The 13,823-nt window shown below is 40.2% G+C and carries 13 protein-coding genes; 4 read left to right on the top strand and 9 right to left on the bottom strand.

All coding sequences use genetic code 11. The features are described from left to right. Nucleotides 1-29: 29 nt before the first annotated feature. The 3 genes from H9I37_RS03540 to H9I37_RS03530 form a co-directional block, all read right to left on the bottom strand. Nucleotides 30-302 carry a BrnA antitoxin family protein gene (locus H9I37_RS03540; protein WP_187381101.1) on the bottom strand — a complete coding sequence of 91 codons (273 nt, stop codon included), beginning with the start codon at nucleotides 300-302 and terminating at the stop codon, nucleotides 30-32. Continuing rightward, a complete protein-coding gene (locus H9I37_RS03535) occupies nucleotides 274-606 on the bottom strand; it encodes a BrnT family toxin (protein ID WP_187382513.1) in 333 nt (110 codons plus the stop codon). The genes H9I37_RS03540 and H9I37_RS03535 overlap by 29 nt, the downstream gene beginning before the upstream one ends. Nucleotides 607-804: 198 nt before the next feature. Next, nucleotides 805-1,200 carry a nuclear transport factor 2 family protein gene (locus tag H9I37_RS03530; RefSeq protein ID WP_187381100.1) on the bottom strand — a complete coding sequence of 132 codons (396 nt, stop codon included), beginning with the start codon at nucleotides 1,198-1,200 and terminating at the stop codon, nucleotides 805-807. A gap of 132 nt (nucleotides 1,201-1,332) precedes the next feature. Here H9I37_RS03530 and H9I37_RS03525 point away from each other — a divergent pair, with 132 nt between their 5' ends. The 4 genes from H9I37_RS03525 to H9I37_RS03510 all read left to right on the top strand — a co-directional run bounded on the left by H9I37_RS03525 (nucleotide 1,333) and on the right by H9I37_RS03510 (nucleotide 3,981). After that, entirely contained in the window at nucleotides 1,333-1,677 is a 345-nt protein-coding gene (locus tag H9I37_RS03525; RefSeq protein WP_187381099.1) for a winged helix-turn-helix transcriptional regulator, read from the top strand. Nucleotides 1,678-1,758: 81 nt separating this feature from the next. Further along, entirely contained in the window at nucleotides 1,759-2,634 is an 876-nt protein-coding gene (locus H9I37_RS03520) for a ketopantoate reductase family protein (protein WP_187381098.1), read from the top strand. Nucleotides 2,635-2,683: 49 nt separating this feature from the next. Continuing rightward, nucleotides 2,684-3,286: a Type 1 glutamine amidotransferase-like domain-containing protein gene (locus H9I37_RS03515; protein ID WP_187381097.1), complete on the top strand. Its 603-nt coding sequence runs from the start codon at nucleotides 2,684-2,686 to the stop codon at nucleotides 3,284-3,286. Continuing rightward, nucleotides 3,283-3,981, top strand: coding sequence for an SGNH/GDSL hydrolase family protein (locus H9I37_RS03510; protein ID WP_187381096.1), 699 nt, complete (start codon nucleotides 3,283-3,285; stop codon nucleotides 3,979-3,981). Before H9I37_RS03515 ends, H9I37_RS03510 begins: the two co-directional genes overlap by 4 nt. Before the next feature lie 33 nt (nucleotides 3,982-4,014). On the opposite strand, the gene rpiB is transcribed toward H9I37_RS03510, so the two are convergent. The 6 genes from rpiB to dcuC form a co-directional block, all read right to left on the bottom strand. Further along, complete coding sequence (gene rpiB, locus H9I37_RS03505; RefSeq protein WP_187381095.1) at nucleotides 4,015-4,467, bottom strand: ribose 5-phosphate isomerase B; 453 nt, start codon at nucleotides 4,465-4,467, stop codon at nucleotides 4,015-4,017. A gap of 105 nt (nucleotides 4,468-4,572) precedes the next feature. Beyond that, nucleotides 4,573-6,696, bottom strand: coding sequence for an IdeS/Mac family cysteine endopeptidase (locus H9I37_RS03500; RefSeq protein ID WP_187381094.1), 2,124 nt, complete (start codon nucleotides 6,694-6,696; stop codon nucleotides 4,573-4,575). A 395-nt stretch (nucleotides 6,697-7,091) separates the two neighbouring features. After that, nucleotides 7,092-9,113 (bottom strand): methyl-accepting chemotaxis protein, encoded by a 2,022-nt coding sequence (locus H9I37_RS03495; RefSeq protein WP_187381093.1) that lies wholly within the window; start codon nucleotides 9,111-9,113, stop codon nucleotides 7,092-7,094. Between the two features lie 401 nt (nucleotides 9,114-9,514). Continuing rightward, a complete protein-coding gene (locus H9I37_RS03490; RefSeq protein WP_187381092.1) occupies nucleotides 9,515-11,380 on the bottom strand; it encodes a PfkB family carbohydrate kinase in 1,866 nt (621 codons plus the stop codon). Next, nucleotides 11,370-12,275, bottom strand: coding sequence for a ribokinase (gene rbsK, locus H9I37_RS03485; protein WP_187381091.1), 906 nt, complete (start codon nucleotides 12,273-12,275; stop codon nucleotides 11,370-11,372). The genes H9I37_RS03490 and rbsK overlap by 11 nt, the downstream gene beginning before the upstream one ends. A 123-nt stretch (nucleotides 12,276-12,398) precedes the next feature. Further along, on the bottom strand, nucleotides 12,399-13,820 hold the full coding sequence (dcuC, locus tag H9I37_RS03480; protein WP_187381090.1) for a C4-dicarboxylate transporter DcuC: 1,422 nt from the start codon (nucleotides 13,818-13,820) through the stop codon (nucleotides 12,399-12,401). Nucleotides 13,821-13,823: the final 3 nt, after the last annotated feature.

Here is a 13,823-nt window from a genome sequence, read left to right as displayed (position 1 = left end):
GAAGGCATACGCTGAGGATAAATGTTAAATTAATAATCACCTGTCGTAATAGCTTTTCTTAAAATACTGTTTATTCTGGTCTGATAGCCTTTACCTAACGCCTGAAGGACCGCAAGAATATCGGCATCTATTTTTATAGAAATTGTTTTTTTAACGGGTGTTACATTCCAATATGCTTCATGCGCCGGTCTTAGCCTTGCAATTTGTTTCTTTGTTAATTTAGGACTATCCTCATCATACGATATAGGATAATTTTTTATTTCTTCCAATCTTTCAGCCGTTAATTTTTTTGAAGTAATCATAATATTCCTCCCTCAAGTCTTTATCTGCTTGCCGTGCGGATATTAACCGTATTCTGTTCTTCTTCTCGGTAAAAAAGACCAACACTATCAATATGCCATTTAAATTTCCGATTCCGTAATATCTATCTTCTTTTTCGGAATGCTCGAAATCATATCCTGTCAAAAATGCAGGATCGTCAAATACTTCCAATATTTCTTCAAAAGCTATTCCATGCTTTTCAATATTGGCAAGATTTTTATCCTCATCCCATTCAAAACGACTATCTTCACTTATAATTGTTTTTCCCACAAGAAAAATATATATTGACGAGGATATATTGTCAAGTATATTTACTCATTGAAAGAAAATATGACTTTTCCGCTTTTCAGCATATTCACCCCTGCCCAATGCTACACTTAGTTCCGCTCAACCCGCATCATTGCACTGAAGCAATATCAACTTGGAGCGGATGTTAGACGTCTTTGGTTTACTATGATGAATTACCTACAACACATAAAAATTCTATACTTTGTCCCAAAATGTATCTTCTGCCGATTGTTGTTCGGCAAAAGTCCATACTTCTTGTATCTTGCCGTTTTCTATTTTGAATAGATCAATGCCCGGATCATTTAACTTGTCAGAACCTCTCTGCGCTACGGAAACAACACTTGCAGCAACAAAACAATCGTTACTTGCAGCCCAATTGGTAATAACTTTAAATGTACCGCCGCTCCTTTTTGCAAATTCTCCTAAACGCTCTCCCAGTGCCTGTTTCCCTACAACCGTACCTGAAAGCGAACTTTCGCCTCCCATGTGCCATACAATAGCATCGGAGATTGTTGCAAAAACTCCCGTAAAATCACCTCTTTCCAATGCATCGCGATAAGCACCAAATACCTTCATTGTTTCATTTTTCATAAAATTCCTCCGGTAAATATTTAGAAGGATTCCTCTCTTCCATGGGTATTATTATACTCCCTTATCTTGATTTTACAAGTACAAACATTTATAATACATGGTATCTAATATACTACCGCAAAGGAGTTTTTTATGATGTCGATTTATGATAAGTGCCCCTTCGCTACTACTCAAAGAGTATTGCAAGGGAAATGGGCGATTATAATTTTATATCATCTGAGTACGGGCACAAAAAGGTTTAATGAACTTCAAAGATTAATGCCTACAACAACTCGAACTGTTTTAACAAGACAGCTGCGTCAGCTTGAAAAAGATAAACTAATCGACCGAAAAGTCTTTGCCGAAGTCCCGCCTCATGTTGAATACTCTTTAAGTAAATTGGGAACTAAATTTCAAAAAGTGTTAGACGAAATTGAAACTTTTGGTTTGAATTATATCGCCGAATTACATAAAATGCAAAAAGGAAAAAATAGTTGAGTTTCCATCAATATCTTACTTTTTTATACGGAAATCTATTTGTGAAATAATTTTCAATTCAGAGGAGACCGCAATCGACAAATGAAACTTTTAATCTACGGGGCTGGCGTAATCGGCAGTTTGTATGCCGCTGCGTTCGCCAAAACGGGCTATGATACAACGGTGTACGCTCGAGGAAAAAAACTTGAAACGCTGAAAACACGCGGCTTGCTGTATGAAAAAAACGGCAAAACGTATAAAGCAAACGTTAAAGTCATCGACACACTGCGAACCGATGATGTCTATGATTTTATCTTTTTGACGGTAAAAGAAAATCAAGTGCATACGGCGCTCGAAGAACTCCGGTCAAACGGCAGCCCGAACATCGTTACAATGGTCAATACGCTTGAACCTTACGCCGACTGGGAGCGCCTGTGCGGTAAAGGGCGCATTATCCCTGTGTTCCCGGGGGCGGGCGGTAGCTATGAAGACGGCGTGCTGAAAGCTGATTTTACGCCGCCTCTAATTCAGGCTACGACATTCGCCGAAATCGGCGGGAAGATGTCGGAGCGGTTGAAAAAACTCGCAGCCGTTTTTAAGACGGCGGGTGTACCGTACCGAATCGTAAAAGACATGCATGCATGGCAGCTCTGCCATTTGGCGCTGGTTGTCCCGATTGCCGATGCGTATTATAAAGCCGAAAATCCGGAAGAGGTTTGGAAAGAAGCGGGCATTATGAACGGTACGGCACGGCAAATAAAAAACAATTTTCAAAAATTGTACCGTTCGGGAGTAAAACTTTCGCCGCCGAAAATGCACCTTTTGAGACTGCTGCCGGCTCCGGTTCTGCAAGCCGTCTTTACTCAAGTTTTTAAAAGCCGCTTCGGAAATTTATTTATGTACCGGCACTCGATGAAAGCGCCCGACGAAATGCGATCCCTGCACTCGCAGTTGTATCAATACCTTGCCGGGCTGTAAATATAAATATAAAAGTGATACTATGTGTATCTAAAGGAGAGTACAAAGCATGCGTTTATTTTTATGTTCACATTTTCCAAGCGTCGGCTCCGCCGTCGAAGAGCAAATTGCGGGGAAAAAGGTTCTGTTCATTCCGACCGCATCAATACACGAAGGCTATACGGGATATGTCGGTTCGGCACGTAAATTATTCAAAAAAGCGGGCGCCTTGCTGACGGAAACCGATATTTCGACCGAAGAATTTTCGAAAATAAAAACGCTGTTTGACGATGCCGACGTTATTTATTTTACCGGCGGTAATTCGTTTTTCCTCATCGACTGTTTACGAAAAACCGGAACGGATAAACTTTTAAAACGGCAGCTGGAAAAAGGGAAATTATTTATCGGAGAGTCGGCAGGGGCTATCGTATGCGCACCAACAATTTCTTATATTGAGAAAATGGATCCGATTCCAAAGGATTATTCGCAAAGCGACTATGCGGGATTAAAGCTTATCGATTTTTATGTCCTGCCGCATTATCTTACCGCGCCTTTCAAAAAAGCTACGGAGCAAATTATGCAAGCCTTTCCGGCGCTTGAAATATGTGCAATCAATAATTCGCAAGCCGTTATTATTGAAGACGGCAAACGAACCGTAATCAGCGTCGAATGAAACTCATCTGCATCGGCGACAGCTTAACATTCGGTAATGTCGGCTATTCGTATATTCATTTTTTAAACAAAAAAATTCATGCCGTAAACAAAGGAAAAAACGGCGACACGCTTAGAGGCGCTTACGACCGGCTCAAAAAAATAATCGATAAGCCCCGACACGGGGGCGGTACATTCATCCTCGGAATCGGTACAAACGATATTCTGCTGCCGTATTTAAAATCCCTTTCTTTGTTTTGGTTTTTGACAATGAATCTGCGCTGCAAAATAAAACGGTGCATAGAAAACGACGATATCTTTGAACGCGAATACGACAGACTTTTGCACTTATGTTCCGAAAAAAACAAACGCGTAATCGTTTTCGGAATGCCGTTTATTAATTTAAAAAATTTTCCGCACGAAAAGACGGTACGAAGAAACGCCGTTATCAAACGATTGGTGCAAAAATATAACTATTCTTTCATCGATATATACGAACTGCAAAAAGAAATGCTTCCGCCCGACAAGCGTACCTATACATGGAAACACGGTTTTGCGTTCAGGCTTATAGATGCCGTCATAATGACGCTGTTGCCGTTTTGTAAAGACATGTTCGCAAAAGCACGAGGTTTGAACGCAAGCGTAGACGGCGTTCATTTTAATTCGGCATCGGCAAAAATTTTGGCTGCGGAAATAGAAAAAGCCGCATTGCAATAAAGTCCGCAAAAGCCGCCGATCCGCCGACCGCGTTTATTTGCCGTATTTTCTTTCTATCGCGGAAAGAGTGTCGACCCGTTCCGTGTAGACGCCGCCTTCAAAGCGGGCATCGAGAAAGGCATCGACAATCATTTTTGCTTCTTCGGGCCCGACGATGCATACGCCCATGGCGACAGCGTTTATGTCGCTGTGTTCGACGGCGAGCTTTGCCGTACACGGTTCGCTGCACGCCGCAGCCCTCACTCCCGGAACCTTGTTTGCAGCAAGAGAAATGCCGACGCCAGATCCGCACACCATAACGCCTTTTTCAACTTCGTGCGATTTAATCGCTTCGGCAACTTTTAAGCCGTATTCGGCGTAATTTGCAGGAACACTCGAATCTTTCGCACCGTAATCGACACATTCGTATCCTTTATTGCGCACGTGCTCCATCAAAATATTTTTTAATGCAACTCCAGAATGGTCGCTTCCGAATCCTATTTTCATATATACTACTCCATTTATTTTTTTTAGAATCGTATCTATAATTTTAGTAACTTTTTATAAATTGTCTAGCGAAAAGCAAGAACGCTTTTTTGTTATGATTTTAGTTTATGGATTGCTGTCACTCCATGCCTGCCATTGTGTTTCGCCTTTGTCGAGCGTGGTGATTCTATCTATCCATTTATCTATATTGATAATAGACTTTTTTACTGCATAGTTTATAAGGTACGGATAATTGTTTTCTTCTTCGTTTTCTTCATAGATATCTTTTTGATAATGAATTCCATAGGTAATCATTTCATTGTTCGGATTGTTGTTATCTGCAATATAAATTGCAATAATATTTTCATCTCCATCAAATGCAGCACCCCAAAGTGTTATAGCGTGCAAATTCCCACCTCCATCGTGCGTATCTAATCCTATCGCTTTTTTAGAATTGAATGCTTCTTTTAGAATTCTTTCAAACTCTTTTTTTGAGTGAGGTGTCTCTACATTCACGATATTATTATCTTTACTGAAAACTTTGTCAAAATACTTTGGACTTGAGATTCTCTTAAATGGGCTGTTAGCAGATGAAAATAAAAATCCTTCAAGACCGTTTCTAATCTCGTTTCCGCTATTTACACAATTACTTCTGAATAAAGCCGCAATTTTACTTTTCTCGTATTCTTTGTTATCTTGCAATCCTTTCGTATATGAAAAATCGTAGGTAGAGCCGTATTTATTTTTATATCTATTTATTAACTCTTTGTTTTGCTCACCCCACCAATGTAGCATGTTGCTCGCAGTCATTGCCCAACACATGTTGGAATCAGAACCTTGATAACAATAGGTGGTCATAGTAGCAGGCATTACAAATTTCAGTTTTCGTACATTGAAGAACTTTGTATTTTCATTTTCTTTCCACACAGAGACATAATCAGAATTGTAGTGGAGCGTCTGTCCGCCTTCTTGTAATGGAGCTCCATCCTCGCCCAATACCGGAACCTTTTCTCCATTATTCGGCTTTTCGACCCCGTGTACCCATTTTGTTATCACAGTAGGATTCTCGTTTGCTTTTTGCTCAAGTTTCACTGTTAAGTCTTTTTTATCGTCGCCCTTGACGTATTGATTTGTGCTTTTGTCTATGAACTTTATATCCGCAGTTCTAGCCCACACTGTTTTGTTTTGAGAAACGTTTAGTTTTATTGTGTCTTCAGCAGGGTTTGAGGTGTCGTTACTGACAAAGCTTATCCACTTTGAGCCGCCTTTCACAACATCAAGCTTATAGTTCAATTTTCCGTTGAGCGTTTCTAGTTTAAACGTAACTTCCCCACCGTTACTTTCGCATACAGTAGGAAGCGTTTTTATTTTAATCGAAGGTTTCTGTTTTATCTTAAATTTTATAATTTTTTTGACTTCAGAGTTGGACGCAGATTCAACAGTCACTTGCGCATCGCCCTCTTTTGTGCCTTCCACAGTTTCACCACTTACAGAAATATAGTCCGGAGCATTGTTAGTAATGCGGACATATTTATTCGTAGCGTTGTCAGGTTTTACTTTTGCATTGATTTTATATTCTTGACCAACGCCCAACTCGATCGGCTGCGCAGGAAGCGGCGGGTCAAATTCAATGTCAGTAACGGCAACTTCGGCTTCTGTTACGGTTACGTTTACAGTTTTTGTGATGCCATCTGCGGCGGTTATCGTCAGTGCCGCAGCACCGACTTTCTTTGCGGTAATCAAACCGTTTGTATCAACAGATGCAATATCTTCATGGTTGGAAGAATATGTCAGAGTTTTATCGGTTGCGTTATCAGGCTTGACTGTAGCGTTAAGCCGATGAGTTCTGCCTTTTACAATAGAAATATTTTCGTCAGTAGAAGGAACGGCAATTTCCGTTACGTTTATGCGTGCCGCAGTTACGGTTACGCTTATCGTTTTAGAAACGCCATCTGCCGCTTTTAGCGTGATAGACGCAGTTCCGACAGACTTTGCAAAGATGAGCCCTTTTTCATTGACTGCGGCAATATTTTTGTCGCTTGAAGAATATGAAATTTTCTTATCGGTCGCATTTTCAGGCAATACGGCAGCCTCAATTTGATATTCAGTTCCGTTTACCAAAGAAAGAGAAGTCCCGTGCTTTGTGATTGAAATATCTTGAACAGGAACAGATGGAGTTTCAGGGCCGATGTTACACGATGCAAGAAAAATGGCAGCGAACATCGCAAAAATAAAAAATTTGTTTTTCATGTGTTTGTTCTCCATATAAATATAAATATCGGTACAAGTATCTGTTAATTTTTGAGCTTAGTCAACATCACAAAGAATATCGAAAATAGCAGCTTCAAATATTATCATGGGCATATCGAAGAACTTTAGAGCGGTATATTCAAAACCATACAGGAAGATAAAACCGGTCATGATTTTGTTCTCACTGTAAAAGCATCAGACTTTACAGGAACCGACCCTACAAACCTTACCTTACGCTAAAAGTCAAAGTTACTTTTCAATAGATACATATGAAATGTGACTAAAAAATGTACATGGCGCTCGCAGCCTGTCATTGCAAAATCCGCTATGGACAATGCAATATGAGGAAAGTGGGCGACAGGTCTTCATTTCCGCCGGATTTTTCGGCGCTTTGATTATGATATTTTAAACTTCTTTACTTCTAAAGCTAAGTTATCAATACTTGCCTTATTTTTTTGAGTTATTTCGTTTACTTCGTGCACGGCATTGCTAATCTGTGCTGCTCCTGTAGCCATCTCATTCATGCTGTCAGTGACAATTCTTGTTAAATCATCGAGCTTATGCATCTCTTCTGCAACTTGCTCACCACCTCTCAGCATTTCAGCAGAACTGTATTTTACTTCACTTGTTACAGCGTTTATACTTTTTATCGCCTCGAGCACTTCGCGGCTGCCGCTCTCCTGAGCCTTTATCACATCCATAAGGTTTGCACTCATCGTTTTTACGTGCTCCGAAAGAGAAAAAATCGCATTAAATTTTTCTTCAACAGTTTTAGACGATTGTGCAAGGCTTTCAATTTCAGAGCCGAACATTTTCAATGTTGCAGTAATTGTTTTTCCCTGAGCGCTCGACTCTTCGGCGAGCTTACGGATTTCGTCTGCAACAACGGCAAATCCCTTTCCCGCTTCTCCTGCGTGAGCCGCTTCAATCGCTGCGTTCATCGCAAGCAAGTTTGTCTGGCTAGCGATATGTTGAATCACACTAGAAGCTTCTATAAGGCTTCCCGATTCTTCAGCAATTTTCTGAGTTACACTATTTGAGCTGAGGAGAGTGTCTTTGCCGTCCGCAGTTGCGGAAACGAGGTCTTTTATTGCTTCATCTGTTTCATCGAGCGTTTGCGTAATTGAAGCTATGTTCGTAACCATCTCTTCGATTGAAGAAGAAGACTGCTCTACACTTGCCGCCTGTGACTCAATACCGGCGTTTAAGTTTTTAATTGTGCGGATTATCTCTTCCATCGTGGCTGACGTTTCTGTCAAACTTGTTGCCTGCGTCATTGTCTGCTGTTTTACACCGTCGATGTTTGTACTGATTTCATGAACAGCGCTTGCAGTCTCCGTCATTTTACTTGCAAGTTCGCTACCGACTTCCGACATGACAAAACTGTTTTCACTGACACCTTTAATTGAAGTTTCGATTTTTTCCATTGTTTCATTAAAATACACTGCCATGTCGGTAATTTCGTCATTTCCAGTAACAGGAAGTCGAATTGTTAAATCTCCGGCACCTTGCGCAATACCTTTTAGTGCGTTAACAGTATTTTGTATAGGCGTTACAATTTTCCTTGCGGTAATATATATGATGATAAGTGTTACAGCTAAAATTATTGCTCCAATGCTGTACATGCTGAGTTGCAAATATTTTAACGAATCCATAAATTCGTGCAGCGGGGCAGATATGACTATTGTCCAACCGGTACTTTTAATTTTTGCAAACGCTGCAATCTTATCTATATTTTCGTAGCGGTAAAAACCTGTTCCGCTTTCGCCGCCTTCTATAGAATGCTGTATAAAATTCGCCACAGACATAAATGACTTATTTTCCTTGCTGATTTCCACTACGTTTTCTTGCTTGCGGACAAGTTCCATATCCTTATCAGCAACAATGGCACCATTTTTGCTGATTATAGACGCTTCACCTGTTTTTCCAACGACAATGTCTTTTATCATTGTGGAAAGTTCTGCGGCATCTATATCCATAACAAGCACACCTGTTATGCGATTGTCATTTTTTAGAGGCATAGAAAGCGTTATGACCATATTACCCGAATCGTCGGAACGGGTGACGTATGGGTCGGAAATAAACAGAGAGCCTTTTATAGCAGCTTGATAGTAATCCCTATCAGGAACAGGGATAGGAGTTGCATCAAATGTATATGATATACCTTCCGTGTCTACAATAAACAAATCTAAAAGCCAAGCAGCTTTCTTTTTTTGCGTATAAAACTCGTTTTCAAGAAATTTCATCTTAGTCAGCACTGGAACTTGTTCATCATATAAAACGGAGCGGATGGCGAGGTTGTCAAGAACCTGAAGCATAGAGGAAAAACGACTTTCAATCAGCTGAGCGGTGACGGCAGCCCTATCTTTAATATTTGCGCTGATGTTTTCCGTTATAACTTTTTTTGTCGTGGTCATTTGTAAAAAAGAGAGTATAAAGATTGCTCCTACAACCAATGAGCAAAAAATAACAAGCAATTTTAATTTTATAGCAAAACGTCTTTTCTGTTTTTTATTTTCCACTCTGTCTAACTCCGTCTAAAAATTAACTTTCCGATGCATCGAAAAGTTCGTTTTGGGTGATGATACGCAATTTTCTGAAAGCGCGTCTTTCGTCTATTATTGTAAAACTTTTGTTGATATTATTTTTTTGTTTGTTTTGATCTCAGTAGAATTCAGCAATCCGATAATTTGCCGCACCTAAGCTAGTTCCAATTAATGCAGGGCGTCTTCCATCGATATTGGATTGTATGGGTATCTCCCATTTTTGTCAATATGAGAGATTTTTGGCGAGAAAGTGTGTGTGGGCTTATAATCGCTCAGCATTCCTTGAGATTCATTTTATGTATATAGTATTCAAGTGTAGCCGTATCAATGAGAGAAGGAACAACTCCGGTTCTTGTTGTGGAAAATCCTGCGGCACAAGAAGCATATTTCAGCGCCTGTGATAAAGGGATTTCTTTGAGCAAATACACGGCTAAAGCCGAAATAAAGGCATCAGCCGCTCCAGTCGTATCGACAGGAACAAAAGGTGCCGCAGCAAGATGAAGTTCAAAATCACATCCTGCAACATAACAGCCTTCGCTGCCGAGCGTTACAATGACCGTTTTTACGCCTTTTTTCAAAAACCACGCCGCTTTTTCTTCAACAGTCTGACCGTGAGAACATAACTGGTGCAATTCTTTTTTGTTCGGGATAAAGTAATCTATGAGAGGCAAAAGCGCTTCATCGATTTTTTCAATGTTGGAAGGTTTCAGCATGATTTTGACATTATTTTTTCGGGCGATTTCAACCGCTTTTTTTACAGCGCACATTGGAATCTCCGTTTGCAATAAGCAAAAAGCTGCATCAGAAAATAACTGTCCGCTTTGCTCAATTGTGTCTGCCGTAACCGACAAGTTCGCCCCGCTGTATAAAACAATGCCGCTTTCTCCATCTTCCTGAACATGAATATATGCTTTTCCTGTAGGATTTTCCGTATCGATATGCACGGCCGATGTATCAACGCCGTTTTCATGCAGCACATTTAAGAGCATATTGGAATCAAAATCGCGCCCCACTTTACCGATTAAAGAAACTTTTGCACCGAGTTTTGCAGCTCCTACCGCCTGATTTATCCCCTTTCCACCGGGAAGCACTGACATACTGTGAGCAGGGATGCTTTCTCCAATCTGCGGATATTCTTTTACGTAAAGCAGAACATCAGTATGAATACCTCCGACAACTATGATGCGCTTTGAACTAAAGTGTACGGGATAGTCGATACTGTTGCGGTCATTATATGTGTAGTTTTCAACATACGGAGTGATAATACTACTCAGTTTTTCTGTCTTATTGATTACGGCGTTACAGACATACGACCCGAAATCAGATAAATCTAACGCAATCGACGATACGGGAGGAAAGTCTCCTATACAATCTTTGTCATCGATATATATAAGCGATATATCATGCGGAATGCGGAATTTATGTTTCACGGCGTATTCATATACATTCAAAGCAGTTTCTCGTCCGCAACAGACAAATGCGGAGCAACCGTGAATATATAGCGCTTCATATAAATCTTTATATTCCGTATATACGCAGTGATTGTCGAATAAACAGCGTTCAACCCCTGCAGCTATTTCCCATTCGTTTTTTTCTGACTTGTCGAAAACGCAACAGATACGCGTATGCCCTGAAGAGACAAGTTTGCTTGCGGCGGTATAACCTGCATCTTGATAATTGTACGCAATCCCTGATTGAGGCTCTTCACAGTCCAATAGTACAAAAGGAATATGAGTTTTTTTTAATACGGCAAGCTCTGAATCATTGCCGTCACTAACAGGCTGACATATTATAGCATCTGCCCGATTATTACATAAGGCGGCAATATCTTTTTCCCGACTTTTAAAAGAGGACGAAAAACATAGCTGCACTTGATAGCCACGTTTTTCAGCCTCGGTCAAAAACCCGTATTGAAAAGAATTATATTTTTTATTCCCTGTCAATAAAAGTCCCAATAAAAAAGTTTTTGTGTCAGGATTATGTTTTATAAAATTATAAGGTCTGTAGTGATATTCCTTAACAATTTGCAAAACATGTTCGCGTGTTTCATTTTTTATGCCACTGCTTTTTCCGTTAATTATTTTTGAAACGGTTGAGATCGAAACTCCCGCAAGTTCAGCTATATCGTTAATTGTCAAACGAAACCTCACTGGCATCTGGGATTGATGTCTGCGCTCCCTTGCGGGTAACGACAATTGCAGCAACTTCGTTTGCATAGCGGACGGCTTGTACCAAAGAAGAACCTTCAGCAAGACGCACAGCCAGAGCTGCCGTAAAAGAATCGCCGGCTGCCGTTGTATCGACAACAGGAACTTGGCGGACGGGTATCAAGTGCTTTCCCTCTGATTCGGAGTTTATGTAAGCACCTTTTGGACCGAGCGTAATAAGAACATTTTTTACTCCACTTGAGCGAAGTTTATCAGAGGCTTCTTCATAGTTTGTTACTGGTTCACCTAAAAGCTGAGCGGCTTCTTTCTCGTTAGGTTTTATAACATCGATGTATGAAAATAATTCTTCAGGAAATTCCTTAGGGACAGGAGCAGGATCCAAAATAACTGTTTTTCCGAATTCTTTTGCCCGTTTTGCCGCATAAATAACAGTTTTGAGTGGAATCTCAAGCTGGCACAACAGTATATCACAATCGCGCAGAAGATCTTCATGAGCTGCGATATCACTTTCAGTCAACGTCGCATTTGCACCTTGAATAACTACAATACTGTTATCACCTTCGCTATTTACGCTTATCCACGCCAATCCTGTTGAATTTTCTTTGCGTACCAGAAGATGCGATGTATCAACACCGACCGAAGCAAGGCTTTTTTTCTCGATATCGGAATAGGAATCGTCACCTACTGCCCCGAACATCGTTACCTGTGCTCCCAGCCGACCTGCGGCATAAGCCTGGTTGGCGCCTTTACCACCCGGGACCAATTCCATATTACCAGCCAAAATAGTTTCCCCAGCAACGGGCATATGAGGGACATTTACAACCATGTCCACATTCAAACTTCCAATTACAAGTATTTTCTTCATTGTAGTGACCTTATACAATCAAATTCTCTATCTGACACAATAAATATGTAGGTTAATGAAAATCTTTTCAATAGTTAAAAAAAAGGAGCCGATAACAAAAATCAGCTCCTCTTTATTATGATATTATTTTAAGAATAGAACCATTGACATTATAAACATAAAGAGAGTTCCGGCAATCATAGGAACAGATGTTCTCTTTACTATTTCAAGCGGAGTTTTCTTTACACTGCCTGCAACTATGATAACAACAGCGGATACAGGTGAAACAGCGCGCAATAAATTTCCTCCTAATCCCAAAGGAATAGTAAGAGCCATAACACTGATACCTGCAGCAGCAGCCAGAGGAACCATCAGAGGAACCATTGCATAGAACAAGGCTGTTCCACTTCCACTAAGCAGTACGATAAGAGCCGTGAGCGCAAGCAATATAAGAGGAAGAGCGAATCCTGCACGAGAACCACCAATTCCTGTCATAATTGACTGGAGATGAGACATGATTCCGATAGATTTTAAACCGACAACAAAAACGCTGGCAGCAACAAGCAATGCAACAACCGATATTACGTTGCCCATTCCTTTGAAGAAATTTTCAGTTCCTTCCAAAGCCTTTTTTGCACTTTTGTTACGTATAATTTCACACACAAGAGCGATAATAAATGAACAAAGAGTTGCAACTTCTACAGTCAATTTTATTTTAATATTAAAAAATATATCGAGTAAAAAAATCACTATCAAAAATATTATAGGAAGCAATGGGAGTAAACCGTAAACTGCAATAAACAGAGGAGAACCTTTCACTTCTTCAATATGTTTCTGGACAACAGTTTCATCAGAACTTCTTGAAAGAGCTCTTTTATCCATAATTTTTTGCCAGAACGGATGCACAAGAGCCATTATCAACAGAGTAGGAATCGATACTAGTGCATGATATTTAAATACATAGTCTGAAACTGTCAATCCTGCATACTCTGCAGTATTAGCAAGTTCTGCTGCAATCGCAACGTTATCTCCTCCGAGAGGAGTAGGCATAACAGTTGCAGTTGTAGCTATGACAGCAGCTGCAGTCAATACACTCATCCCAGATTCCAATAAAACAGGCAATAAAGTTGCAAGAAGAATAATTGCCAAGTTTGACGCACTCGGAACAACTAGAGACAAAAAATTGCCGATTAAAAATACAAGAGGCACAAGTATATATACTGATTTTACTTTTTTTACAGGCTTGAGCAGAATGGAAACAGTAACCTTATTAGCCTCAATGTGCGACATATATGCCGAGTACCCACCGAGTATCAGGATGATAAATCCTGCCGACGAAAGAGTCTGCTTAAATTGATCCACAATAACTTTCAGCGGATCCAAAAATGTCAGACCGGTTCCTGAGAAGTTCTTAAAGGCAAGCGGCTTCTTCATCAACAAAGCGGCATACATTAAAACCACACCTAATAGAAAAAGCGAGATTTTTATATCAAGCTTTTTTATCAGCATGTAAATCAAAACTGCAAATGCAATAACCGCCAGCCCATACATCAACAATACATTCATAAA

This window comes from Treponema sp. Marseille-Q3903 (assembly GCF_014334335.1).
Lineage (GTDB): Bacteria > Spirochaetota > Spirochaetia > Treponematales > Treponemataceae > Treponema_D.
Note: the sequence above shows the minus strand (reverse complement) of the source record. Positions and strands in the feature narration are given on the sequence as shown.

What these genes read in the sequence shown, in the direction of transcription:
- rpiB (WP_187381095.1), bottom strand. Translation starts at nt 4,467, where the DNA reads ATGAAAATAGGATTCGGAAGCGACCATTCTGGAGTTGCATTAAAAAAT.
- rbsK (WP_187381091.1), bottom strand. Translation starts at nt 12,275, where the DNA reads ATGAAGAAAATACTTGTAATTGGAAGTTTGAATGTGGACATGGTTGTA.
- H9I37_RS03525 (WP_187381099.1), top strand. Translation starts at nt 1,333, where the DNA reads ATGATGTCGATTTATGATAAGTGCCCCTTCGCTACTACTCAAAGAGTA.
- H9I37_RS03520 (WP_187381098.1), top strand. Translation starts at nt 1,759, where the DNA reads ATGAAACTTTTAATCTACGGGGCTGGCGTAATCGGCAGTTTGTATGCC.
- H9I37_RS03540 (WP_187381101.1), bottom strand. Translation starts at nt 302, where the DNA reads ATGATTACTTCAAAAAAATTAACGGCTGAAAGATTGGAAGAAATAAAA.
- H9I37_RS03515 (WP_187381097.1), top strand. Translation starts at nt 2,684, where the DNA reads ATGCGTTTATTTTTATGTTCACATTTTCCAAGCGTCGGCTCCGCCGTC.
- H9I37_RS03530 (WP_187381100.1), bottom strand. Translation starts at nt 1,200, where the DNA reads ATGAAAAATGAAACAATGAAGGTATTTGGTGCTTATCGCGATGCATTG.
- H9I37_RS03500 (WP_187381094.1), bottom strand. Translation starts at nt 6,696, where the DNA reads ATGAAAAACAAATTTTTTATTTTTGCGATGTTCGCTGCCATTTTTCTT.
- H9I37_RS03495 (WP_187381093.1), bottom strand. Translation starts at nt 9,113, where the DNA reads ATGACCACGACAAAAAAAGTTATAACGGAAAACATCAGCGCAAATATT.
- dcuC (WP_187381090.1), bottom strand. Translation starts at nt 13,820, where the DNA reads ATGAATGTATTGTTGATGTATGGGCTGGCGGTTATTGCATTTGCAGTT.
- H9I37_RS03510 (WP_187381096.1), top strand. Translation starts at nt 3,283, where the DNA reads ATGAAACTCATCTGCATCGGCGACAGCTTAACATTCGGTAATGTCGGC.